The organism is Sphingobacterium sp. UME9 (genome assembly GCF_014170215.1).
Lineage (GTDB): Bacteria > Bacteroidota > Bacteroidia > Sphingobacteriales > Sphingobacteriaceae > Sphingobacterium > Sphingobacterium paramultivorum.
The window spans coordinates 1,165,957-1,191,887 of sequence record NZ_LZZP01000003.1 but is presented as its reverse complement, the minus strand read 5'-3'; the positions used below and the strand labels follow the sequence as shown (position 1 = coordinate 1,191,887).

General features: G+C 40.4%; 24 protein-coding genes. 15 read left to right on the top strand and 9 right to left on the bottom strand.

Annotated features, from left to right (window positions below):
- Positions 1-264: 264 nt before the first annotated feature.
- Positions 265-570, top strand: coding sequence for a hypothetical protein (locus tag A9970_RS06630; RefSeq protein WP_153844623.1), 306 nt, complete (start codon positions 265-267; stop codon positions 568-570).
- 35 nt (positions 571-605) lie between these two features.
- Here A9970_RS06630 and A9970_RS06625 read toward each other — a convergent pair whose 3' ends face one another.
- Both A9970_RS06625 and A9970_RS06620 read right to left on the bottom strand, forming a co-directional pair.
- Entirely contained in the window at positions 606-905 is a 300-nt protein-coding gene (locus tag A9970_RS06625; protein ID WP_182981724.1) for a hypothetical protein, read from the bottom strand.
- A gap of 1 nt (position 906) precedes the next feature.
- Positions 907-1,419 (bottom strand): AAA family ATPase, encoded by a 513-nt coding sequence (locus A9970_RS06620; protein WP_182981723.1) that lies wholly within the window; start codon positions 1,417-1,419, stop codon positions 907-909.
- A 105-nt stretch (positions 1,420-1,524) separates the two neighbouring features.
- On the opposite strand from A9970_RS06620, the gene A9970_RS06615 reads away from it, so the two are divergent.
- The 4 genes from A9970_RS06615 to A9970_RS06600 all read left to right on the top strand — a co-directional run bounded on the left by A9970_RS06615 (position 1,525) and on the right by A9970_RS06600 (position 4,354).
- On the top strand, positions 1,525-1,728 hold the full coding sequence (locus A9970_RS06615) for a hypothetical protein (protein WP_182981722.1): 204 nt from the start codon (positions 1,525-1,527) through the stop codon (positions 1,726-1,728).
- A gap of 702 nt (positions 1,729-2,430) precedes the next feature.
- Positions 2,431-3,228, top strand: a complete 798-nt coding sequence (locus A9970_RS06610; RefSeq protein ID WP_182981721.1) for a hypothetical protein — start codon at positions 2,431-2,433, stop codon at positions 3,226-3,228.
- Between the two features lie 13 nt (positions 3,229-3,241).
- Complete coding sequence (locus tag A9970_RS06605; RefSeq protein WP_182981720.1) at positions 3,242-4,087, top strand: hypothetical protein; 846 nt, start codon at positions 3,242-3,244, stop codon at positions 4,085-4,087.
- A 36-nt stretch (positions 4,088-4,123) separates the two neighbouring features.
- Complete coding sequence (locus A9970_RS06600) at positions 4,124-4,354, top strand: hypothetical protein (protein ID WP_182981719.1); 231 nt, start codon at positions 4,124-4,126, stop codon at positions 4,352-4,354.
- 452 nt (positions 4,355-4,806) lie between these two features.
- On the opposite strand, the gene A9970_RS06595 is transcribed toward A9970_RS06600, so the two are convergent.
- The 5 genes from A9970_RS06595 to A9970_RS06575 form a co-directional block, all read right to left on the bottom strand.
- Positions 4,807-5,508, bottom strand: coding sequence for a hypothetical protein (locus A9970_RS06595; protein WP_182981718.1), 702 nt, complete (start codon positions 5,506-5,508; stop codon positions 4,807-4,809).
- Between the two features lie 29 nt (positions 5,509-5,537).
- On the bottom strand, positions 5,538-5,711 hold the full coding sequence (locus A9970_RS06590; protein ID WP_182981717.1) for a hypothetical protein: 174 nt from the start codon (positions 5,709-5,711) through the stop codon (positions 5,538-5,540).
- A 10-nt stretch (positions 5,712-5,721) separates the two neighbouring features.
- Positions 5,722-5,964: a winged helix-turn-helix domain-containing protein gene (locus tag A9970_RS06585; RefSeq protein ID WP_182981716.1), complete on the bottom strand. Its 243-nt coding sequence runs from the start codon at positions 5,962-5,964 to the stop codon at positions 5,722-5,724.
- 435 nt (positions 5,965-6,399) lie between these two features.
- Positions 6,400-7,545, bottom strand: a complete 1,146-nt coding sequence (locus tag A9970_RS06580) for a hypothetical protein (RefSeq protein WP_182981715.1) — start codon at positions 7,543-7,545, stop codon at positions 6,400-6,402.
- An 11-nt stretch (positions 7,546-7,556) separates the two neighbouring features.
- Positions 7,557-8,858: a hypothetical protein gene (locus tag A9970_RS06575; RefSeq protein ID WP_182981714.1), complete on the bottom strand. Its 1,302-nt coding sequence runs from the start codon at positions 8,856-8,858 to the stop codon at positions 7,557-7,559.
- Positions 8,859-8,924: 66 nt separating this feature from the next.
- Between A9970_RS06575 and A9970_RS06570 the strand changes: the two genes are divergently transcribed.
- Positions 8,925-9,485: a hypothetical protein gene (locus tag A9970_RS06570; RefSeq protein WP_182981713.1), complete on the top strand. Its 561-nt coding sequence runs from the start codon at positions 8,925-8,927 to the stop codon at positions 9,483-9,485.
- A 51-nt stretch (positions 9,486-9,536) separates the two neighbouring features.
- Positions 9,537-12,785: a dsDNA nuclease domain-containing protein gene (locus tag A9970_RS06565; protein ID WP_182981712.1), complete on the top strand. Its 3,249-nt coding sequence runs from the start codon at positions 9,537-9,539 to the stop codon at positions 12,783-12,785.
- Positions 12,786-13,178: 393 nt separating this feature from the next.
- Here the strand turns inward: A9970_RS06565 and A9970_RS06560 are convergent, their stop codons facing one another.
- The gene (locus A9970_RS06560; RefSeq protein WP_182981711.1) at positions 13,179-13,538 is read right to left on the bottom strand and encodes a hypothetical protein; all 360 of its coding nucleotides are present in this window, start codon (positions 13,536-13,538) and stop codon (positions 13,179-13,181) included.
- 359 nt (positions 13,539-13,897) lie between these two features.
- On the opposite strand from A9970_RS06560, the gene A9970_RS06555 reads away from it, so the two are divergent.
- The 4 genes from A9970_RS06555 (at position 13,898) to A9970_RS06540 (ending at position 18,463) form a co-directional block, all read left to right on the top strand.
- On the top strand, positions 13,898-16,255 hold the full coding sequence (locus tag A9970_RS06555) for a hypothetical protein (RefSeq protein WP_220801527.1): 2,358 nt from the start codon (positions 13,898-13,900) through the stop codon (positions 16,253-16,255).
- 742 nt (positions 16,256-16,997) lie between these two features.
- On the top strand, positions 16,998-17,759 hold the full coding sequence (locus A9970_RS06550) for a hypothetical protein (protein ID WP_182981710.1): 762 nt from the start codon (positions 16,998-17,000) through the stop codon (positions 17,757-17,759).
- A 129-nt stretch (positions 17,760-17,888) separates the two neighbouring features.
- Complete coding sequence (locus A9970_RS06545) at positions 17,889-18,161, top strand: helix-turn-helix domain-containing protein (protein WP_182981709.1); 273 nt, start codon at positions 17,889-17,891, stop codon at positions 18,159-18,161.
- The gene (locus A9970_RS06540) at positions 18,158-18,463 is read left to right on the top strand and encodes a hypothetical protein (protein ID WP_182981708.1); all 306 of its coding nucleotides are present in this window, start codon (positions 18,158-18,160) and stop codon (positions 18,461-18,463) included. Before A9970_RS06545 ends, A9970_RS06540 begins: the two co-directional genes overlap by 4 nt.
- Positions 18,464-19,173: 710 nt before the next feature.
- On the opposite strand, the gene A9970_RS06535 is transcribed toward A9970_RS06540, so the two are convergent.
- A complete protein-coding gene (locus tag A9970_RS06535) occupies positions 19,174-19,449 on the bottom strand; it encodes a helix-turn-helix transcriptional regulator (protein WP_182981707.1) in 276 nt (91 codons plus the stop codon).
- Positions 19,450-20,322: 873 nt separating this feature from the next.
- On the opposite strand from A9970_RS06535, the gene A9970_RS06530 reads away from it, so the two are divergent.
- The 4 genes from A9970_RS06530 (at position 20,323) to A9970_RS06515 (ending at position 25,910) form a co-directional block, all read left to right on the top strand.
- Positions 20,323-20,958: a TlpA family protein disulfide reductase gene (locus A9970_RS06530; RefSeq protein WP_182981706.1), complete on the top strand. Its 636-nt coding sequence runs from the start codon at positions 20,323-20,325 to the stop codon at positions 20,956-20,958.
- A gap of 22 nt (positions 20,959-20,980) precedes the next feature.
- Complete coding sequence (locus A9970_RS06525; RefSeq protein ID WP_182981705.1) at positions 20,981-24,184, top strand: SusC/RagA family TonB-linked outer membrane protein; 3,204 nt, start codon at positions 20,981-20,983, stop codon at positions 24,182-24,184.
- 112 nt (positions 24,185-24,296) lie between these two features.
- Entirely contained in the window at positions 24,297-25,625 is a 1,329-nt protein-coding gene (locus A9970_RS06520) for a RagB/SusD family nutrient uptake outer membrane protein (protein ID WP_182981704.1), read from the top strand.
- Between the two features lie 12 nt (positions 25,626-25,637).
- Positions 25,638-25,910 carry a hypothetical protein gene (locus A9970_RS06515; protein ID WP_182981703.1) on the top strand — a complete coding sequence of 91 codons (273 nt, stop codon included), beginning with the start codon at positions 25,638-25,640 and terminating at the stop codon, positions 25,908-25,910.
- Positions 25,911-25,931 lie beyond the last annotated feature (21 nt).

Below are 25,931 nucleotides of genomic sequence, written 5' to 3'. Positions count from 1 at the left end.
CAAAATCCCGATGGTTAGTCTCATTTTTTGTGTTGTACCGAATCGTTTATGTGGATTCACAAGTTTTATTGCTGGTACACACAGCTGCCAGTATTTATATTCTTATAGATCGTGCATTCCGAGATCCAATGACCCAAATTTTTCATATCTTGCTGTCCAATTCACAAAGGCTTTCTTCGACCGTCAGTTTACGTGAAATCGAGAATCTCCCTTTGCGCATTGAAAATCCCGCTGTGCATTTATAAACATAAATTAATAAAAGAAATGATTGTTGTTAAAGTAACCTATAGTGTTCGCGATGACTATGTACATGCGAATAAAAAAATGATTGAAAGCTTTCTCAAAGATTTCAGGAAGTTAGATGGAACACAATTCCTGTATACTATTTTGCAGGGTGGTGAAAGCAATACTTTCGTACATATTTCCCAATATAAGAATAATGAGATACAGGATCAATTACTGAGAATACCGAGCTTTGTCGATTTTCAGGAACAAAGAGATAAAAACCTTGCTGTTGAGCCCAAAATTGAGTTTATGAACTTTATAGGGAGCTCAAACGATCCGTTTTAGTGAAGGAGAGACCGCGCTTCATGCAAAAGATATGTTTAATCGCTATATGCAATTAAACCACTTTGTTTGTTACTTGCAATGTCAAGGATTTGAGTGAAGCTTTTTATGTCAGTATCCATTTGGAATCCCTTGTCTAATATAATTTGCTGAATTTGTTTAATCAGAGCAGTATTCAGCCTGAAATCCGTATAATAGTCAAATTGTGTAGCGATTATGCCTTTTTGCTGAAGACTGCTGAAAGTCTTTTCGTCAAGTTGTCCAGCGAAAACCAATCCTGCCTTTTCAGGAAAATCTGGTTTTACTTGTTTATCATCGATAATATAAAAATCTAACATCTTAGGATTTAATTTTAGCAAGTATCTGGTCACTACGACTCGATAATGTGCCGTTTACTTCAATAGCTTGTATACCGAAGTCGTCAATCCAATCGAGGAGTAAATCATTAACTTTAGATCTAAGTTTGGGTAGATCCGACTTGTGGCAAGGTATCAAATCGGGTTCTTCAATGGGGACAAACACCAAAAGATCAATTTCGGCCAATACAGCAAAGGCTTTTTCAAAAAGGAACTGAATATTTTTCTTTGGATCAAGAATATGCAGATAAGCTAAGATGTCGAGTACACATCTATCGAATATTACATTGTCTCCACTTTGTGAAATTAACTGGGCAGAGTAGTTAAATTGTTCAACGAAATCTTCAGCGCTGGGATCTTCAAGGAATTCATGGCCCAATGATTCCAGTTGATAGTAGGGTTCTACTTCCAGCGCGTATCCGGGAAGTTTTTCCAGAAGCTCTTCTGCTAAGGAGGTTTTACCTACTTTGTGCGTGCCAAATAGGGTAATTCTCATTTTTCAAATTTATTTTATGAACTACGTTGTCAACATCCAAGGTAATGTTGTTAAACAAAAATAGCTAATTAAATATCCGATATTCTAATCGCCTTCATATGTTTTATGCTGTATCTAACGCTTTCCAAAAAATTACATGTAATAGCCGAATCAAATATCCGCAAACAGAATATAGTTGTTATTGATGGACAGGAAAAAGGCAAAGTAAGTGCCATTAATAATTTGCTCAGGAGAGATCAGATCAAAAACATGACTCCTGACGCTGAGAAAAAAACCGTAATTAACATCACGACTTTTAAAAACCTTTAAATATAGAACAGAATCTATTATCTCTATTAGTATTCTTTGGATTGGTCTACGCGCATATACCTCAGCTTCCAAAAGCAGAAAACAGATTAGACGTTCTTTCGAATCCTACTCTGTTAAAACAAAAAAAGCTAATCTTGCGATTAGCTTTTTTCTGTGATCCCGCTGGGATCATATTTTAAGCCTAAAATCAATGTCTATCTGTATTCAAAGCCATATTTTGAAAAGTGACTCACCGAAAAGCTCACCTTGTTTTTTAGCTGCAAATGCTACCTCATAAAGATAGGTATGAAAAAGTAGAAATGGAAATAAATGCGTTTGTATAAATGTAGATTTCGAACCTCTTACAATTGTAAAAATCTGTATTTCTACACTGATAAAGTTATGATTAATGTAGATTTGAAAATTGGGATCAAGCTCTCCCTAATTTAGGTATAAAGGTAGGTAGCCTTACCTATACTGCAGTGAGAATCGATGATTGCCATTTTGAGAGAATTATAATTGGATCTTTATCTGCTGATAAACTTTCAAGACTGACTTCATAATCAAATCTTCCATATATCTATTGATAAAATCAGGTTAGGCTAATATCTGAGAATGGTAAAGAATTTAATCCCTTAGATTCTTTTTGGTTGGGCTTCTTGGTGAAGGAATATGTATGATAAGGCTTATCTTTGAAGAATTATTAATCTTAGTGGGAATTTTATGACCTTGCAAAAATTATTAAGTTTTTGGCTAATACCAACTATAATAATTCTAACAGCATTATTAATGCCATTCTTTGGCTTAGCATTGTATGATTACTGGAAAAAATTTATAGGTGATTCAAGTGGGTACAATAGTATTAATGCTGTCGTGGGTGTTTGTGTAGGTATTCTTCACATCTTGACACTAATTTTTCTCTATATAAACTTTATTCAGCAGAGAAATCAAATAGAAGATCAGAAGGAGGAGTTGAGAGATAACAAACGAGACTTGGAATTTAATAGAAGTATAGAGGTAATATACAAGCAACTTGAGTATTGCAGACCGCGTTTCGAAGAATCCCGTTTTAGAGATATAATAGTCGGGATTGGTCAAGATAGAATAAATTTTAGACAATTTTTCAATGATATTTCCGCTCCATTAAGGAATCGAGACCGTTCATTTAACTTTGAACCTACGTTCTTTACTAACAATTTTGTAGAGAGTGTCGATATTCTACTGAATTTTCTTCAGAGTGAACTATCTGTATTTGATAAACAGATTAGCAAAACTGTATTTAGTGATGAAACTGAATTAGAGTTAGTCGAAATTGTAACGCGTAATATCGATGAAAATTTGGTAGACGGACTTACTAACCTACAAGCCGTTTATCGAGATTTCAAATCTAGTGAGCATTTTGATTTACTATTTAATCAATTCAGTAGCAGGTTTAACAATATAGAATTTAATCTTTTGCTAGTGCTTTCATATCTAAAAATTCCTGTAATGGTAGATCTCACTGGAGAAGATAATGAGTAATAGTAACGATATCATGGGTAAAGAAGAGAAGGATTTTTTATCGGGGTTTGTTGGTGGAGTTTTAGTTATTGGAGTTATCCTCGGCTTGTATGTAAATTCCTTTGCACCAGAAAACACAGCAGAAAATATTACAGCTGTTGTAAGTGTATTGGCATTGATAGTTTCAAGTGTTGCCTTATTCTATTTATATCGGACATATCAAACACAAAGAGAGGAAATAGCAGAGCAAAAAAAAGAACTGCTCCGAAATAAAAAGGATGTTGAATATAATAGAGCTTTGGATATAATCTATAAGCACATTGATTATACATTACCTTTGTTAGATAAGCTACAGACATTAAAAAAGGATATTGAGGGTAACTCACAAGCAATATGGGCGGATTTCAACAGGATGGGGTTCAATAATCAGCTCATACCATACAATTTTCAGACGTCCCATGAGAAAAAGGTTTTTGTTGAAACGGTATTGAGTTTTGAATCGATGGTTTACGATTATTCCGAGGAGGTAAATATGATTTTAAATTTATACATTTCTATAGTTTATAATAGCTCATTCAATGAATCCGAGGTGAAAAGTTTGAGTCTGATAGTTAGACAGACTTTTTTCGATAAATTAAGAAAAGATGTAAAATCAGTTCATAGTTCTCTTAATAGAATCATGAATCTAACTAAAGGTGTTACTCTTGATTTTTCGATTGACACGGTTGCATCCAATACAGAAAGAATAGAGCGAGAGAAAAAAATAGAACCATTGCTTAGAGATTTACTAAATGCTTCACGAAAGTTTCAGGTTATGCACAATCATAATAAGTTTGAAGAGTATGTATCCACAATACGTGCAAATTACGATGTCAATTAACAATCGTTGATTTTCAGGAATTATGAACAAAGCATAATGAGTAAGGAATCAAAACCAAAATTAGATTTTCGGGATAAGGAATTTTTACGAACTGTAATTTTAAAAAAAAATATTTGTGATGTGTTTTTGCAAAGAATAGATCACTCAACAGTGTTAAATTTAGTATTAAACTCCAACGCCAATTGTTTTATTCAAAAAAGAATACCTTTTGAAAGAACCTTTTTTATAGGAGTTCTTGTAAAATCTGGTGAAAAAAGGTCAACCTAGTATTCTTAAAATCGACAATTTGAATTTGAATAGCCTTTTATGGAAGGCTAGATTACGGAAGGTGAGGAATTTGTATTTTGAGATTAACTATCTCAATAATAGGTAATTAAACTAAATTAATAATTTCTCGCACCGAAAAATGCATCAAATAAATATTGATTTACAATTCTAAAATCCTATGGATTAAAGGTACATTATTTCAGTTTGAATTCACTAGTCAGCAGCTCTATTCCAGCTTCTTGTAGAATCTATTTATGTCAAAAAGTATTATGAATACTTTTACAAAGTAAATATTATTTAGCTGGATTTAAAAGACACAGGTCCTTTACAATAATAGAATATATATTTTGGTAAGTAACGTTAAAATCTAACGATTAAATCATTGGAGACTGGGAGATATGAAGTTACTAAAATCAAATAAGCTAGTATGTTTCGGTAAAATAAAATCGCGCTTAAGTGCGAGCACGTTTTTTTTTGTTTGCCAGGTCAGTGATCTTCCAGAGCTGATAGTTAATAGAGTAGAGCATCTTAAAGGCACTGCACGACTCTTTGAGCAAAGTTTCCCAATCCGTCTTCAGATCCCATTTAACTTTAAAGCTACCCATTTCCATATAGGATGGCTGTTGAGGATTATCAGCATTTAGCTTTTCAATTTGATTTATGGTATATTTTCGGATCATTTGAAAGACCGTGCTCGTTTTGTTTTCTAAATATGGTCGTTTTTTTACATCGACCCTGCCCACTCCATCGAATTCAAATTCTCCATATTTCTTTAATTCCAATACCATGCTCCAAAAATCGTCTGTCATGAACCTCAGGTTTTCAGCATAAGGGATACTGGAATCGAGATAAAAACATTCCCGATCTATTCCCCATAGAAAGGTCATATCCATTTTTTCTGATTTGAGTATCAGATTTTGACCGAAAAAGTTCATGTAGCATTTTGAAGTGTCCCACTTATCCTTGAATTTCCCGTAAATTAAAAAGTTGTTGGCAATATCCATCAACAACTCGTTAGTCTGGAAAAACCTGCGTTCGTTTTCTTCATTATCTAAATTGTGGGCTTCAAATTGCGCTTCAATGAAATCATCAAATTGTGCATCCCATTTATCAAATTTAGGTTCATTGGCTGAAATGATTTTGTTCAAGTCCATCACTTTATATTTTTAGTATCTAAGCACCATTATTCTGGAACAATGACCACTAATACTTGCATTTTAGTTGTTGAGTGCTTTACTAAGTCAGCTACAAAACCCCTCTTATTGACGGCTAAGGTGCCGTCCTCTAATTTGTAAACCAAAATTGGTGTATCTCCATAGTGCATGATACCTTGTGCTAAAACTTTTAAAAATTTCATTTTTGTGGTGTTAGATTTGCTTTTCAGCGGCATTGATTTTTTTAAGCATACTCCATACCGTTTTTTGATTGATGCCTACCTGCCTTGATATCTCAGCACTGCTTAGCTCAGGATGTTGCCAGTTCAACCATATTACTTGAAACCAGTGCAGCAACTTCACCTTACTATTGGCAAAGATAGTTCCAGTCAGCGAGGAAAATGAACGTCCAGTATCCAAACATACATAAGTATCGTAAAAGCCGATTTGTTTCACATTCTTTAAACCGGTATACGGAGAGAAGAGTCCATCCTTCCAGCGTAGTGATTCTATTTATTCTCTGCAATCCCATCCGTAATTGAAATGACGTTCAATGTCCGCAAGACTTTTAAAGTGTTTAATCATCCGGTTAATATCTACTAATTTTTACTGAAATCCAAACTATCTAGTGTCCTTTAGAAGTCAATGCCCTTAGACGATCATTGCAGTGGGAAAACAAAAAGATCCTGAAACTGAAATGAAAACAGAAAAAATAATCACCACTTGGATGACTGACTCATTGATGCTATTCAACGTTGTACATCAAATCCAGTATGAAACCATAAAAACAGCCGTAATTTGTATAACCAGCATTTTTACGATCATCATATTCATCTGGCTCATCTGCAAGAAAAATAAAAGAGATGAAACTCAAAACTAATCAAACCGAGATCAAAGCAAGCCTTTGGTGGTAAACAGATGGCGCAGATATTCGTAAGAGCAAAAGAACTCTCGATCGTCTCCAATTACGCTCTGCATGTGCTTAAGCTCCGAAAGTAGCTCGGGGTCATCCTTATAGGTTTCGATAAAATAATCGATCCCAAAGATTGGGTGTTTATCACGGAGTTTCGAAAATTGATATCTGATATTACGCTCTATCTGTTTGCTTTCTATAATTTTATCAGAGCCTTTTGTAAAAACAATTTTAGTCTTTACCTGATGAACGCTTTTCAAATTCTCCATTGGCAGTTCACCGGCCCTGAATTGTTTAAGATCCATTTCTACCTGCAACAAATCCCGCTTTAGGTCACGGATAAAGCAGTTTATACAATGGGAATACCGTTGATGTAAGTCACACCGCTGGAAAAAATAGCGCAAATTTGAGTCAGAATACAAACTCGAATGTTCGAAAAAAACCTCCATCAAGTGCTCCGTTTTACTAACCAGGCCATCAAACGAAATTCTGGGAAAGGATTTCAGAAACTGGCTAAGCTGATTTTGGTAATGTTTAAGCTTATCCTTGATCGTAGCCAGTATTTCTTTTAAGTTGCCTAGCAGATAGGTCTCATGTACTTTGACCACTTCAGACCACTCATATCGGATAACTTCAGATTTATAATCCTTTTCCTTGTGATAACGCAGATATTCAATAACTTTTCCATGGGAATTGCGGGTAAAAAACACCGAGGAGATAAAATTGTTCTTTTTATCCCTGCTGATGGGATGACCTGTAAGTTCATTTCGCAGCGTCCTGATGAGTAATTTGTCTGCACCACTACTTTGAGGCATCTTAAATACAAACCGGAGTTCATCGATCAGATCCTGTCCAATGTATATCAGTTGAAGCACCGAAACCGTGTCATATAGAGCGAGCTGGTAATTTGGCTTTAAGGGAATCTGCTCCAAAAGTTCGATGGTATCATCAAAATAGTTCAGCAGGTCACCCATATGATTCGTTCGCTCTTCAGGGCCGAAATTGATCTGCTGCTGACAATACCTCGATTCCAAAAAATAATCATTCCATGCTTCCCTGATCTTCTCAGAAAGCCTAATGATCTTATCTTTATCTATCCCTTTTATAAATTCCGGTTGCGACATTACTTAGCAAGTTATTTTTCATCAGGGTATTCCTTGTGATTAACCATAAAAACCTCAAAATTGGTGAACCACTTTAAATCATCTAGATTCAGCCTGGTGATCTCTTCGCGTTCGGCTGAAAACGGCTCGGCGTTCAACAACCCAAATATAAAACCTACACCATCCTGTGAAAAGCCAATAATAGCAATTTTCTTATCCTGATACCTGTTCCAATAGGCATATCCCTCCGCAGCGATCTGAGAAAGTAAGGTCATCATTTCCCGAGGAATATCCCTGCTATAGAGTACAAAAGCAATAACCAGATCACCGGTCTTACCATACCTCCTGACGATATTTTCTTTAGCCAAATTCTTGTACTGGGAAAGCATGGATAGGAATTGTGAGCCAACAATGCGCCTTTCGAACCGACTGAGCGATAATAATTCCACTGCCAATTCCAGATTAGAGGAGTCCTGTTTATATAAAACCTCGTTCTTCAAAAATTCGTCTACAAAATAACTCGCAAAATCAGCGGATTTCTTGCGCTGAACCTCTTTTTGTGACAAATAATCCTGCCACTTTCCATCCAACTGAAAGCTACCGCCATTGTAGCTACTGTCATAAAAATACTTATTGAACTTGCGGTCATGCCAGAGGTAATCAGCCAGCAAATCATTTTCAGTGCCGGAGATCAATAAAAAATTAGGGCCAGAATCAAGTTGCGCAGTATTGTAATCATAAAAAGAACGCTGAACTTCTGAATCCCAAGCTTCTTCAGTGCCATTCATAATAGTTGTTTTTTTGTCTTTAAAAACCAGTTCCCGTTCTTGAAGGTATTGGATGAAATCAGGAATAGTATCCAGTTCCTTCACTATACCAAGAAAGGCATCCCAGTTAAAAATATGAACATATTTCCCAGTGGAAGTCAGCCTACCTCCAGGGTAGAAAAGTGGGGCTGTATTGTGATTGACGATGATGCGGTGAATTTTTTGGTATTTGCCAAATTCGAACTTCATTTCACCTAGATCAGCATGGCGGATATACAGTTCCCTGCTGCCGTCGGCAAGCCTCCTTTCCGCACCGGCAATCTGTGAAACGGCCTTATCTAAAGTAGATCTGAAATATCGATCGTAATTACCCTTAAAACCATAGTTTTTGACCGAAAGAATGATCATGGTATCCCGGAATAGGATCAAAAGATCACAGATTTCCTTCATCGAACCCTTTTCATCTTTTGGACCCGGATAACACCAGTACTTCAAATAGGTGTCAAAGGCAAGGGTATTTACTACTTCTTCACCTAAATCTCCTTTGAGTTTTTCTTCACTGATCATGGAATGAAATTATGAAATTTAAATACATCTTAAAGTTCGTTATTTTAGCGGTTATAAATTAACAAAATGTTTAGAAACCAGATTTTAACAGCCGCGCTAGCGCAGAATTTAGACCAGAACCAGGTTCAAAGTTTCTTGTCCTACCATTTGACAGAAGACGATATGGCTTTCATACAGGCAGCGGTCAAGGACGTGCTTATGAATATGCCGCAAAAGGCTTTTAATTGCACACAAATTTCAGCAATGTGGGCAGCGATCATCACCGATCAATCCAACATTCCTGTAAGCGTAATCTGTGGTGATCTGCATTACAATAGCAAAAAAATATTTGTCTGTAAGGAACCTTTCCCAGACGCAGAGGATGGAACAGAGATCGTTGGTGAATGGGATGGTCATTGTTGGCTTGAGTTTGCAGGTCTCATTGCAGATGCATCTTTTTTCAGGACGATCTACTATGGAAATGTTCCACAATCCTTAAGAGAAATGGTCGTAACCCAGTTTGGTAAAGGCAGAGGCTCAATCATCGCTTCTCCTGAGCAGATGCAGCAAAATGGCTTTCAGTTCATACCAAGATACAGCCTTAGCCAGCGGCAAATCAACGGGATCATTCAGGGAATAGCATCGTAGAATGATTACAGGACATAAAAGAAATTTAAAATAATTCACAATACATAGATCATGAGTTTAGATAAGTTATTTATTTTTTCAAAAGATACCGATGCCGCTGAAGCGCTAAGGGGTTATGAATTCCAGAAGCTCCGGGCATTGGAAAACTGGCTGGAAAATTACAACAGTAAAAATAACGAAATTATATATTGTGATTATGAGGACGATATTTTTCAGCGCGATCTGGATCAGTGGAGTTCAAAATTTACCCAGCTAAAACTCTACTCCAGTAAAAATTTTTCCTTCAGTAGCATAGAAGTGACCAAAGCGATCAGTCATTTTTTCATGCTGTTCGTTAAGGGAGAATATAAGTTCGATGAACAGCAATTTATTTTTGAAACGAATGCTGACATCACTCGCAAGTACAAGGACAATGATGCTGAACTATTGAAACAATGGCAAACCCACCAGGAAAACCTTGATCCAAAGCTATTAAAACAATGTGCTGAAAAGGTGAAATCAATTGTATTGAAATATGCTGATTCAGCGAATGAAGGTGTCAAAGACCTTGCTTTACTGGAAAAAATCAAAGCTGCAAAATTAATCCTGGCTGAATTATCGGAAGAGGTATGGGAGAGGTTTGCTCAGACCATAAAATGGAATTTCAGCGATATTACAGCAGAAAAGGCCGTGGAAGAGGTCATAGAACGAATACATGTTCAGATATCAAAATTAGAAAACCCTATCGCCCAGCAAAATAAAGAAATTGTTTTTGCCCGGTTATATTATGCCGTAAGTGAAAGGTCTATTCAGACAGAAGGAGAAGATCGCAAACTGGATGCGCCACTTTTGGATAAACTATTGCTCGATAGCGGAGATGAAGGAGACAAGGGCTACAATGAGGATTATCAGGTTTGGAGTAATGTCGACAAAATAGCGAAATTCCGGCAAGCAGAATTTCTTAAAGTTTTGAATTCTTCATACTACTGCCGTTATGCAGGATATTTAAAACACCATTGGAATACCTGGGCGACACTCCTAAAGCTCTACATAGATCTGCCCGATATTCCTAAATTTTACAGGCAAAAAGCAATTTATGAACTAATTTGGACAACAATTAGGCCTAATATGTTAGCCGCACCAGACGGCACTATGGAGGGAATGGAAGCTGAAATCAGAGCTTATTTTACAGAATTTGAAAATTTCGGGGATGTGGAATCTTTAGAAGATGCCTCTGCCTTAGTCGGGCTGATAGAGGGTTCTATACATTTCGGCAAAGTAGATATCAAGGCCGAAGAAATAGCATATTGGAGAGAACGTATATTGCATATGGCCAATGGTGAATTAAAGAAAGCAAAAGATCCGAACCAGGTTTGCTATTTCCATGCTATCGCCGCGCTTTTGACCTTGCACCATACCATAAATCCTGATAGCGAAACCATTATGGATGACACTTTTGTGCATCTGGATAAAATTCTTAATCTACTGGATTCTGCCACACAATATGACGTCAAAGAACTGACTAACCGATTAACCAACTTCATTAAAATATTAATTACACAAGACCACGATATTGATGAGATTGAATGCCTGGAAGAGTTTACAGATAAATTGATGCCCTTTGTCGCAAAAAAAAGCTCAGATCACGACCTGGCCAAGGTATATCTAGAAAGGGGCGTAAAATACCTCCATACGACAGAACCTAAATCAGTACTCAGGGCGATCAATTATTTTCACAAAGCCAAAACTCTTTGGCGCCATGATCATACCAGGGATGGACATATTTTAGCACTGCTTAATATTTCGCAGCTTTACTCTCTGATCGGCTGTCATCTTGCCGCGAAATACTACGCGCTATCAGCTGCACGCCACGCCACATCAGAAGCCGCACTCAATCATAGGATTTCAGACGCGTTTGCGATGATCCTGAACGCTGATTTTAAAGAAGGTGCCTGGATCAGCTCCCTTGAAGATTTCAGACTATTTATTTTATACAGGGGAGAATTCAAAAGCAGGGAATATGATCCTGAGGATAATTTGCTCATGTATTCTTTAAGAGATATCGCAATTGTCATTGCGCTTGGGTCCCGGCTTAGTCCGGAAATTGCTGCTGCAATCGCATCAGAAGTAAAAGAAATGGGGAAATTCTACAGTGACATTTTACAGCCCATGGTGGACGAAATGAACAGTTCGGTCAAGGATGAGGAATTGGGTTCGTTGCTACAGAGAAAATTGGATGACATTCCATTGAATGATGCAGGAGAACACCGAACGATTTCCTGGAATGCTTTAGGAAGTAACTGGAAATTCAGTTTCGAAAATGACTGGATGACCAATTCGGTCGCAGAGGAATTTATTGCAGTATTCCAAATCATTGTATCAGATCTGGGACTGAGCAAAACTGACCTGCATCTTTTAGAAAGCAAAATCGAGATAGAGATTCTCATTGGCGAAACTTGGGAGGCGCCCATTAGACAAGCTTCAAACGATATCCATAAATGGGTAGTTAAAGTGCCTGCCGTGATTCAGGAAGATTATCAGGCCATCCAAATGCACTGTGCTTTTATGGCTGTATGTATTAAGAAAATACTGGACGAACTCAGTTTACTTCCTTCTAAGGAACTTGAAAACGAAATACAACAAAGGCTGGAAAAAGAAGATCTTGCAGGGAAAACCATGGCAGATTTTCTCTACCAACGGCTTTACAGATACTTTCTTAAGCAGAAATATTTTGATGAACCGAACCGGACATCACTTGAAAAACCAAATACGGGTTTTACCGGAACAACATTTCCTGGGCTCCAATGGGAAGAAAGTATCAGCGGTAAATATTCGCAGACAAAATCTCTGGAGATGATCAGGGAGAGATACCTGGCCTGTATGATTCCCATGCGCCTGACCCTCTTGCGTCTGAAAAAAGATCCACGCTATCCCGATTTTATCAAGAAACTACGGGGAAACGGCTGGTTGGATTGGCAAATCCTTTTAGCATTATTCAACCATACAGTGAGTTATAAGGTGAGTATTGAAATGCAGAAAAAGACTTTCCATACCGCTGAGCAAGAGTACGATCTGGTGCAGGAAACTTTCGGAAAGTTATTTAAGACAGATGAAGAAGAAAATTATATAGAAATCCCACTGGATTATTATTTCAATGGAGACTTTGAATTACAGTTACGACAAGCTGCTTTGCTAACGTTAAAAAACTGGGGACTGAACGGACATAAATCCGAATTTCCGGATTTCAATGCAGTAAAGAATTTGATGGTCAAACGCTTTAATTTTAGCATCGACGATGATCCTGGTTTGTCCCCTTTGTAACCATTAAGAAATTTTACCAAACTGTTCTCCTAGTCGATAATCTGAGCTCAATTATAGAATGAACCCATCTCAGTCCTTAAGGCTGTTTTATTTGGTTTGCCTCAAACCTAACATGGCTTTTTTTACTTCGTTTAGTTGGTATTTTTCTTCATTTATCTTTCTAATCACATAATTTAGCAAAACGTCTATGTAGTGTACCTTTTCTATGCACTGTTCATCTGTAAATTCGTGGATTCCACCTGATAACTGTTCATATAGTAATCTAATCGGATTGCCCCCCAGTTCTTTTAGGAACCTGGAAGATATTTATTTACAACATCGATCAGTTTCGACATCTGAAAATCTACCTTAAAAGCTTCATAGGCCGTCCTGACATATTCTGCACCATCAAAGTCAAGGCCTTGCAATATCCTGTATTATTCTCTTGATCTCGGTTTCTATGACCCTTCGTAAATAAGCGTATGCGCCAATGCCGTAACTTGTGGACAGGCAAACCCAAGCCTTTTTATAGTTTGACTGGTCTTCTTCATTCAAATATTTCTTTAGGGTGGTATTTAGTCCAATTTCATAGGATGGAAATTGTCCGACTTTCTGTATGGTAATGGTCATACCATCCTGACGCTTATCCCAATCTTTGTCGGAAGTACTTCTGATTAGAAAGTCAATTTTCGTTTTGCAGGATTGGCAGACTCCCTGTACATGAACCTTAAAATCGAGTTTCCTTGTTTTGTTATCAAGTAACCAAGTAAGCAAGTAAGCAAGTAAGCAAGCGGAAGTTGGGCAGAGCCTCACTTTAATAGCTTGATGCGTTGCAATCGAGCTTTTAAGTATCCTCCGGGGATACTTCTGCCGTATTAAGTCGATCTAGGGACCGTTTTACGTATACTTACCAGTATACGGTCGTTTTGTGCGACAAAAATAATAGAATCATTAATGGTCTATATCGCATATCATATACTGTATCAAAATGTTGTTTCACAAATCTATCTTTCATTACTTATCGCATTAAACGTTTTTATGAAATTCGGATATCTAAGCGTAAGTAGCCAAAATCAGACATAATCAATCTCGAAATTCTATTTTTTCTCAAACATTTTTAAAGTTGAGGAAATGTGTCACAAAAGCAAACCCACTGTTTTGTATCTTTACTGGATTTGTGCAAATGGATTTTATCCTTTATTATTCTTATGATTACTTATGACCTGCATCTATTAGGCTGGCATGCCTTCCAACAACTCTGTCACACGATCTGCCGGGACATCCTCGGTCAGACGGTGGTTTCATTTTTAGATACCAACGACGCCGGCAAGGACGGCGCTTTTACGGGCACCTGGCAGCAAAAAGGTGCAGAAGACCTTTCCGGTCAATTCGTGATCCAGTGCAAATTCACCAACCGGGCCGGTCACAAGCTGCAGCTAAGTGAAGTGGAAGAAGAATTTGATAAAATTAGCAAACTCGTGGATGCCGGTCAATGCGATTGTTACGTGCTTATCACAAATGCCGGCATCACGGGGCGCTTCGAGACAGCCTTCAAGAAACGGCTGGTTGGGCTGGGCGTGCGGCAAAGCCTGATACTGGGCAGCACCTGGATCTTCGCGCAGATCTCCGAGAACAAACATTTGCGCATGTCGGTTCCGCGGGTCTATGGCCTGGGCGACCTCAGCCAGATCCTGGATGAACGGGCTTATGCGCAGTCCCGGCAGCTATTGGCCTCCATGCGCGAAGATCTGGCCAAGATCGTCATGACCACTGCTTATCATAAAGCAGCTAAAGCGCTGAGCGATCATGGCTTTGTGCTCATTATCGGTGAAGCTGCTGCGGGGAAAACGACCATCGCTTCTATGCTAGCGATGGCAGCCGTAGACCAATGGGCGCTTTCCACTATTAAACTGGATAGTCCTGAACAATTGAATATGCATTGGAACCCGGAAGACCCGACGCAGTTCTTTTGGATCGACGATGCCTTTGGTATGACGCAATATGAATCTATCCTTGTGAGCAACTGGAACCACAAACTTGTCCAAGTGCGCTCCATGCTCCAGCAGGGGATCAAGATCGTCATGACTTCCCGCGATTATATTTACCGCCGAGCCAGGGCAGACCTGAAGGAAGGTGCCTTCCCGCTTTTTAATGAAAGCCAAGTCGTGATCGATGTGCAAGAGCTGCTAAGCGGTGAAAAAGAACAGATCCTGTATAATCACCTCAAGCTGGGTACCCAGCCGCTGGCATTTATCCGCGACGTGAAACCGTTCTTACAGGCTGTCGCCGCTCACGAGCGCTTCATCCCGGAAACGGCGCGCCGGCTCGCTGACCCTGCTTTTACGAACGGTTTACAGCTGTGGGAACCACTAGTACTGGACTTCGTGGATAAACAGGAAGGCCATCTTAAAGATGTGATCCGGAACCTGGATAAAGACAGTCAGGCGGCCTTGGCGCTGATCTATATGAATAACGGGCAGCTGAACAGCCCGCTCGTATTAGCGGCTGACGAGGCAGCCGCAATCGTGCGTTTAGGGAGCACGACAGGCGGCTGTATCGAGGCGTTGGAGGCCATGCGCAACAGCCTGGTGCAATTCACGGTAATCGACGATGCTGCGATCTGGCGGTTTAAACATCCGACCATCAGCGATGCCTACGCTGCCATCATTGCCGATAGCCCTGAACAATTAGAGACCTATCTACAAGGTACCGATCTGGCCAAAGTGCTCGAGCAGGTCACTTGCGGGGATGTTGCCCTGGAAAAGGCTCTGATCGTTCCCAAATCGATGTTCCCAGTAATGCTGGAACGGCTGGCTGCTTTCCGCCGTTCGGCCGTCTATAAAAGCAGGGTGCTCACACAATGGGATGCTCAGCGACGGGTGCTGATCTTTTTGACACGCCGCTCCTCGCGGGAATTTATCCGCCAGTACCTGGAACGGAACCCGGAACTATTCGACGTGATCCTTAAGCCCTCGATGAGCTTTTATTACTCTGCCGAGATCGAAATGGTGATCAAGCTGCACACAGAAGGTTTGCTGCCAGAAGAACAGCGCAAGGCTTTCGCGGACTATATCATTTCTTTCACTGAGAGCGGCGAGGATCTGTACCTGTTAAAGGATGAGGATCTGCAAACCGTATTCACGGAGGCCGAGCTGGCTGCCGTCCGCGAGCAGGTAAGGGAAAACTTGTTACCGCAACTAGATCAACTGCGGCGCAAAAGGGAAGGTGAATTCCGGGAATACAATCGCGATACCTCAGAAGATCATATGGAAGAATTTTTTGACCGGATGAATATCCTGCTGGAAGTTTTCGGTGAAGAGCCGGCGCTAAGCAAAAAGGTAGAAGCGGAGATCTCTCGGGCCAAGGACTGGGTCGAGGAAAATAATTTCGACGATCGCGCGGTACGGCCGGAAAGGGTGTTGTCCAGCGCCGAAGCGCCGCTGACGACGACCACAACCCGCAACATTTTCGACGATATCGATGCAAAATAACACGTTCCTTCGTTAGATATCGGCGGTTGCTGCCCAAACGCTTCTTATGAAACCTGTACTCGACGATCTGAAACCGGGCTCAGCGGCACTGAATGCTTTGCAGTTCCGAACAAATACCTGCCGGCATACCGCGGATCAGACCGTACTCCGCGCCGCCGTGGCGGAAGCCCGTTGCGATAAGGTCATCCACAACGGACAGTTCTGCTTTGACAGATATAAGCATCTGTAGAACCCATTTATCGCACATATAGAATCATCTAATACTTTTGAAGACTTGTCTCACAAAATGAACGTTTAATATTACGGCATATTGAGCTACCTTATTTGATAGTTAGCCATTAAAACGTGTTTTCGTGATATCCCTTACTGATTCGATTTTGTATTATCTTTCCAAAATGTTGGTAGGAATGATTCGAGTAAAGAGTTTTCTCCATTAGTAATACATTCGGAGTGGCATGCCGAAAAATCACTTGCTTGTTATCCGTGAGCTTATAGGTTTGTCTATTGGCATGTCCAAATATCTGTAGATCTGGATATCTATCCATCTCCTTATCTGAGCATTTCGATATATGTATGCCCAGTCATATAGAAATCACTAAGATCGACTGTTCGTTACCATATTTTTATGTCATTTAAATAAATATCCTCCTATCAAATGGCGGTTTACCCTATGTAAATAGCGTTATACACGATTTGGATCTCTCAAATCACTTTTTAGCAATGAACTTCTTAAATTTGATATATGCCGATTAGATATTTTAAATGCAGAAAGCCTTTCCAAATAAATGCTCATCCTTATGAGCTTGGCAATATATTGGGATTGAAAAAAGGTTATGATGATAATCACTTTTTATTGAAACTTTATAGCATTGACCACTCTGATTTCAAGAGCTATTATAGTTTTCATCTGGAATACTTTTCAAACCGAAATCCTTCCACAAGGGAGAAGATTTTCTTTTCGCATGTCTGGTCTATTGTCAATGTTCGTATTGGCTACTTTGAAACCAAAGATCCCTTTTCGGCGAAGCATCCACGTTATGTCTCCAATATCCAAAAACTAAAAGAGTTTAGAGACTTCTTGTCTAATTACGATTATAACAATATGCTTCCACAGGGAGAATTGATCAAGAAAAAGGATTCAATCATAGCTGAACTTAATAGGAAGCTTGAGCAGAGAGATAGACGCCTAAAAAAACTAGAAGAGTACGAGGTCTCGCTTAAAATTATGATTCAGGATGATCACTTGCCAACGCTTATAGACCTGATTCACCAGATCAAAGAATTGACATTACCGAGGTCTAGCAGAAAACTTTTGAAATCAGATTATGATAGTCCTTACTATAAACTTATTTCCAAATACTTCTCGCATCAGGGTAAGGATATTCCTATTAATACAGCACGGAACTATTTTGTGCAAAAGTCTGCAAAAGATGCTACTAAAGGCTCTAAAGTACCAGAAGATAAAAAGTTGTTTTCCATTATTCCAAGAATGATAAAGGATTGATTCAATCTATATTCGTTTGGTGACCAACGGTGTCAGGTGGTCATCCGCTGATGGATCGTATTTGCGAGTTTTGCTCGCAATGCGTAGGAGAGTCCTATTGCAATTGTACGTTTAACTATTCAATTCATTATGCAAGTAAACATCTTGACTAAAGAAGATCTAAACCAATTCAAAACAGAACTAATTCAGGAAATTAAACAACTACTTTCGAGCAGTGACAAACCAGTTTCAAACAAACCGCGCTGGCTACGTAGCTCGGAAGTTAGAAAGCTTATGAATATCTCGTCAGGCACACTCCAAAACCTCCGAATTAACGGGGTTTTGCCCTACCGCAAAGTTGGCGGAATCATATTCTATGCCATGGAAGATATTCAGAAAATGATGGAAGGAGGTAAATCATGAGAATAGTCAGTCTTCAAATCAAAATGGCAGAGTACGGCAAATGGCTCGGAAAGATAGGGTCAGATAGTCGGATGATGTCCACGCATGTAAGTTTATTTGCTGCACTTTTTGTCTGCTGGCAGCATGGAGGTTTTAACAGCCCCTTTGCTGTCACTCGCAGAAAGCTTATGGCACACAGCCGGATTGCATCCATTGCAACCTATCACAAATGTATACGCGAACTGGATGAATTTGGCTATATCCATTACAAGCCGTCTTACCATCCCAAGTTGGGAAGCCTAGTTTATTGGACGGCCGAATGAGTAAGACAATACACCTGTATAATAGTGCAGGAAAATCCCGATCAGATCATCATACCTAAAACTTTTTTTAAGAAACGGTTTGGTCGTGTAAACGGCACAAATATTAGCTAAGAATTTAGAAAGCTAAACTTATGCTGTCTGTAGGAAGCAAGTTTGTGTTTTTGTTACACAAAAAAACCTTTAAGCTTGCAGCACAAAGGCACTTTCTTTCAGATCCCGACGGTCGCATGAAGTAGCAAAGGGAAATAGAAATTAGATATATATATATCTAGACATCAGGATGTGAATATATCTGGCTATATAGAGATCGCTGGATAGTTCTTCAGCGTACTTCTATTCAACTTATAATAAGTGTATTTCTATAAAGTGTATTTGCCAAACATACAAAAGTGAGTTGCGAACTTTTTATTTCCCCTTAATTATTTGCGAGATAAGATCTTGCAAATAATTAAGGCAAGTTCGTTTTTGTATGGTAGGTTTGACGCAGCAAAACTGTACGTACAAAGACACAACTTGCAGGCTGCAAAACAAAATAAGTAGGTTATCCCAAAACCGTTTTAAAAGCCTTAGCCAGTATATTGCAATACTCAGATATATGTATTTTTAAGAAACATCTTTAGACAATTGATCGCTCAAAAAGTCAAACTCTAATACAGTAATTTTAGATTAAGTTGGACAAGCATATCGATGTTTTTTTCTTAATCATATACCTATACCTTTAATGACGAATATTTTTCAAATTTTTCAAAAAGATCTTTTGGTGTAATGTCTTCGAATTTACAAAGTTTATATATTGTAGAAAGCGGTACATCATAACCTGCCCCTTCATTTAACCTAGAAAGTGTGCCTCTTGAAATACCACTTTTTTCAGCATATTCATTTCTGCTAACTTTGTTTCCGTCAACTTTATATGGGGAACAAAATGTTTGTTTAAGATATTTAATAAAATCTTCTTTGAAGATTTCCAATTCTTGATTGTTGTCCATTTAAACTTTCCTACGAGATTATTTAAAATAAATGGACGAGTAGTCGTCCATTTGAATATTTATTTCTATATTTGTTTAGATAATTGAAATAGCGACAGTTAACTAGTAGGCTTTGCCTATTAAACGATGTCACTCGTGAACGAAACCGTCAAATTCCACATGAGTAGATCGTGAGCTCGTTTTCTATTGGTTTTTCTATCTTTGTAAGGTATTATTCCAATAGAGCGATGCTCATGTAAGTCTTCTGTGGAAACATAATTTAGGTTATGGGGCTCTTGACGGTGCCAGTTCGGAAGCTTTGAGTATCGCTCTATTGATTTTTGTCAAATCGCAATACGTAAGCTTTTGCAGTGTCTCGTTATCATAAACCAGAAAATGATTATGACAACGAACCGTAAGTGCAATACCCTAATCATAAGCTTGATCTTAGATCAGCAGCTATGGTTTTCACGCAAACATCAAACAAAGAACGTCATTCGCGCTCCTGAGTAGGATAGTTTTTGGAATAGATGGCAAAGTGTGTCGAAATAGCGTCTCCGTAAAATTTACATAGACCTATGACATATATCTTATGATTCGATATCATATATATCAAGTCAGAAAACACATTGAAAGTTAGGATGTAGAATATCCTCCAAACTTCACCTATGCTATTTATTCCTTAATCACCGTCTACGTTTCTAAGATTTGCCGGTTCTTTAAGTCCACCAGCCAAAAATAGAAGATAGACTCCATTTCTTAAGCAATCTAAAATTAGCCTTTCTTTTCCAGTAACACAAGGTGATTTTCTGTAAAGCCACTTTTGACAGGTGTTTGGTATAAAGATCAGTGACAGCTAATCAAGACATACAGTCTTATTAACATCAAAAAATTATGACATTTTCCGATGCCTTGGCCGCGCTTTGGCCAAAACCCAAACATATCATCATAGCAGTAGTAGGGCTATTTACCCTCTTTGTTCTCAGTTCATACGTGTTTGTTAATAGCGCCTTTGCCCAGTCTCGCCCAGGTCGCGAGGCTGGAGTAAAGGTTAAAGAAGTGAACCCCACTTTTATGGGGGAGCAGGTGCCAGATGAATTCTGGACTCAGCAGCATCTATTTTATACCGCTGGTGACACCGTTCGCGGAACACTGGAGCAGTTTAAAGGTAAGTTGTTGGTACTAGACTTTTGGGCTACTTGGTGCGGGGCGTGCCGATCGGGCTTTGCCAAACTAGATAAGCTCACCCAGCAGTATCCCGATGATGTAGTCTTTGTGCTGGTCAACCCCTTGAAGTACAAAGACACTTTTGAAAAAATCGATCGGTGTTATAAGGACGTATTACCCGATATTGGCGGCACGAATCTGCCCTCGATTATTTTTGATGAAACGCTCATTGCGCAGTTTCCTCATCGCTTAATACCGAATTACGTCTGGATATCTAGAAACGGCTTTATCCGCGCATTCACTAGTGGGGGCGGAGTGGTGCAGGATATCATCGAATATCACCTTGATAAACAAAACCTTTAAAACAGGATAACCGAAATCTATTATGAAAGCAATATACCTACTAGCATTAACCCTAGCCTTATCTTATCATGCTGCCCGCGCCCAGCAGCTTCGCGGCAGGGTTATCTCGAAACAAGATGGTCTGCCCATCAGAGGAGCAACAATCCGCCAGTCGGGTTTAGATAATTCTACGCTTAGCGATCTTCGCGGCCGCTTTGTACTTGGAATACATCCATCAGCTGACAAACAATTTGTGATTGAACATCAGGGCTACCGCTTATTTACAACATCAATCATGGATGCGGATATCGATACGTTAACGGTGCGACTGGAGCCCGAGGTGCGCTCGGTTGACTCAGTTACAGTGGTCTCCACGGGCTATCAACAGCTACCGCGCGAACGGGCAACAGGTTCTTTCTCATCAGTAGATAGAGAACTTTTCAATCAGCAGGTAGGTCCAGATATCATCTCTCGGCTACCCGCGATTGCTAGTAGCATCACGACCGATAACAGCTTAAACACACCCCGACTAATGGTTCGAGGGTTATCCACCATCCAAGGACCTCGTGATCCGTTAATTGTAGTGGACAACTTTCCCTATGAAGGTGATATCAATAACATTAATCCTAATATCGTCGAGAGTATCACGATTTTAAAAGATGCCGCAGCATCCAGCATCTGGGGTGCAAGAGCAGCTAATGGGGTTATAGTAATTACCACAAAAAAAGGATTATTTGATAGGCCGATATCTGTCGAGTTCAATAGCCATGTGACCATTACTACCAAACCAGATCTAGGTTACATCCGCCAAATGTCTAGTGCGGACTATATCGATATGGAAGTAGCGCTTTTTAATCGGGGATTTTACAATAGCCGGATTTCCTCGGCTTCACGCCTTGTGATCTCTCCAGTGGTGGATATGCTCAGCAAATTGCGCGAGGGATCTCTAGAGGCCAGTGGGGTAGATGCCGAGTTACAGCGGCTACGAGGCATCGATGCACGGGATCAACTAAACCAGCATATGTACCGCGCTGGGGTAAATCAGCAGTACTATTTAGGATTGCAAGGAGGATCAGAAAAGCTGTCCTGGTCATCGGCTGCAGGCTATGATCGTAATCGAGATAACTTAGGGGAAGGATATAGAAGGCTGAATCTACGCTTTGAAAACACTTATAAGCCTCTAGAGTCACTCTCGATACGTACGGGCATCTATTATACCGAGTCGGGTACACGTTCAGGCAGGCTGGGTTATGGCGGTATTTTTATGAACGGTGGCGTGTTTGTTCCATACATGGAACTTGCCGATCAGGATGGTCAGCCAAAGGTTGTATTTAATGCTTGGAACAATAGCTATATCAATTCAGTTGGGCAGGGGGTACTACAAGACTGGAACTACTATCCACTAACCGACTGGCAGCATAATACTAGTTCTAGCCGCTCATCAAATATGCTGGCTACTGCTGCGCTTGATTATAAGATACTGCCTGGGCTTAACGCGTCGGTTAATTATCAGTTCGAACGGCAGTATGATCAGGGCACTACGCTAGCTGATCCACAGAGCTACATGGCGCGTGACTTTGTCAACCGCTATACGCAAATCAATAATCAAGGGCAGGCCAGCTATGCCGTGCCTAGAGGTGGCATAAAAGACCTTTCTGGCAGTATGCTCCGCAGCAACAATGTGCGCGGTCAGATGGCCTATGATCGTGATTTTGGAGATGAACATCATATCAGCGGAATAATTGGTTTAGAAATGCGTTCAGTTGTTCGCGAGTCCGATCAGCATCGGCTGTATGGATATAATCCTGATAATATGACCAGCGGTCTGGTGGACTTTACCCGCAGTTACCCTAGTTTTATCTCAGGTAGTAGCTTTATCCCTAACAATCAGTTTGTCTCAGCTACCCAGACACGCTTTTTATCGCAGTATGGTAATGCGGCGTATACCTATCGCGGTAAATATACGCTCTCGGGTAGCGTGCGAAGGGATGCCAGTAACCTGTTCGGACTAAACACCAATGATCAATGGAACCCGTTTTGGTCCGTGGGTGGTGCATGGAAAATCTCCGAGGAATCTTTTTTTAGCTCGAATTTAATAGACTACCTGAATCTTCGAGCTACTTATGGCTTTAGCGGTAATATTGACCCAGCGATGGCGGCAGTGAATACCATTCGCTATTTGCCTGGCAATTCTAACTACACGGGTAGGCCCGTAGCTGTAGTCAATAACTATTACAATCCCTCATTGCGCTGGGAGACATCCAACATGATCAATCTAGCTGCTGATGTGCGGATGCTGGATAACAGGATCGTGGCTAGCGTAGAATACTTCCGTAAAAAAGGGACTGATTTGTTTGGCGCCGCACCGCTGGACTACACGACTGGCATTCCGCCCTATACGCTACGTAATGTCGCCAGCATGTCGGGAAATGGGGTAGATTTGGAATTAAAAACAATCAATATCCAAAGCGGTGGACTGGAGTGGACAAGTATAGTAAACTACAGCTTTTTTAAAGACCAGATCGAGCAGTATCTGATCAACCGCACGCTAGCCAATCAGTATGTCAATCCGAGCAATGTCCCCATATCTGGCGTGGCGGGCAAACCAGTCTATTCGGTATTTGCCTACCCTTGGGCGAGTCTGGATTCACAGACAGGAGCGGCGCAAGGATACTTAGATGGAGAAATCAGCACAGACTATCGTACGATTATCGGGGCAGGAACTACGCTGGAAGAGCTAGAGTTCTTTGGTTCTTCGATACCGACCAGTTTTGGCTCATTTATTAACTCCTTTGGCTATAAAAGGATCAGTTTGCAGGTGGGGATATCTTTTAAGTTCGGCTACTGGTTTCGCAGGGGATCGATTCACTACACTAATTTATTTAATAGCTGGCGCGGCCATAGTGATTATGCGAGCCGCTGGCAGCAGCCTGGTGATGAGCTAAACACCGACATTCCAGCAAATATGTACAGCACAGACTCCCAGCGAGATAACTTTTATGCTGGATCCAGCGCGCTGGTAGAAAAAGGGGATCACATCCGCTTGCAGTATATCAATCTGAACTACCGTTTGCCCCTACAGATTGCTGGCAGGCAGCATCAGGTACAGCTTTATGTGAATGCCAATAATTTGGGGATACTCTGGCGAGCGAATATGCATGGGATTGATCCAGATTTTAATAATACGGCTGGCACAAGGCTCATTCGTCCAGCAGGCTACACCATAGGAATGCGCGCAAACTTTTAAAATCAATATAGCGATGGAATTACAAAACATAAAAGGTACAAACTGGCGAGCCAGACTTTTAGCCATGCCATCAAAACAAACCCTGTATGTGGGAGTCCTGATGGCCATAGGTATGATCCAATTATCAAGCTGCAATAGCTTTCTAGAACAAAAGGCAGATCAGCGTTTATCTGTCCCCGCTACGGTAGGGGACTTTCAAGCGATGCTAGACAATTTTGGAAATATCAACAATGACTACGCCGCCGCAGTAGAGGTAAGTGCAGCAGATTTCTATCTCAGTGATGCCGACGTGCGAGGATTAGGATATGAGAGTGATCGCAGACTGTACACATGGCAACCAGACTTTGTGGCTCGTCCGCAAAGTTCGGGTGGTGACGAGTGGTACAACTGCTACTATGCAGTTAACATTTGCAATCTGGTTCTTCAGGGTATGGATGAGCAAAACCTGACGGGAGTGCAAGCCGATCAGATCCGCGGGCATGCACTATTTATGCGGGCGAGCCGCTTTTTGGATGCTGCGCAAACTTGGTGTGTCGCTTATAATACCCAGTCCTCCCAGCAGGATCTAGGTATCGTGCTAAAACTTGATCCAGATCCCAATATGCCTTCGGTACGTGCGACGCTAGAACAAACCTACCAGCAGATCATTAGCGATTTTCATCTTGCTATCGCGCTCTTGCCTGAGCGTCAACCGGGAAAAACAGCACCGACCAGAACCGTGGCGCTAGCGATGCTAGCCAGAACATATTTATATATGGGAGACTATAGCGGGTCACTACAAAGTCTGAACGAAATAGATCGTTCAAGCTTGAGCCTTATTGATTTCAACACACTCAGCGAGACGCCACTATATCCGATTCCAGTCACGAGCAATAGTAGCGAAGAGCTGCTGCTATGGAGTAACACACTTTATGGCGGGCCGCTGAGCACAAGCATTGCTAAGATAGTCCCCGAGCTACTTGATATGTATACAGCACATGACCTGCGCAAGCGAATCTATTATCGGGCAAACCCAGATGGCACCTATTTTTTTCGGGGTGGTCATACTGCAGCGATGAGTGTAACCAATGGGATAAGTTCGGCAGAAATACTACTGATGGTAGCAGAGTGCAAGGCGCAGCTGGGAGACCTTGATGGCGCAGCCGATGTGCTGAATCAGCTTTTGGTTACTCGCTACCAGGTATCCAATTTCACAGATTACACATTCACGGATAAAGATACCGCTGTAGCCATTATTAGAGATGAGCGGCGTAAAGAGCTGGTGATGCGTGCGCTGAGATGGGCAGATATAAAAAGATACAATAGGGATGGAGTAGGTATCACGCTGGAAAGGGTTTCTGGTGGTCAGCGGTATCAGCTACCGCCAAATGATCCACGTTACGCAATTGCTATTCCAGAGGAAGTGATTGCGCTATCAAATATTCAGCAGAACCCACGATAAGAAGATCCAAATATGTTATTCATTAAAAAGGAGAATGTTATTATATATTATCTCAGTAATAAAGCAGAGATGAAAGGCTGGAAACCTGAGCATATCATGCTGCTGGAGCGGTTACTTCTGCAACAGCTTGATGTAGTAAATGAATACTTTGTTGTTAGAGCGAGTGTATTATTTGCCAACATTGGTGAAGCGCTCAACAGCAATGGAGATCTTCTGGATGTGATACGGGCTATTAGTAAAGTCGAACTTGAAGGTAGGTATGATGCGCCAAAACCCAAAAAGTAAGAATATGTTAGCGTTTATGAT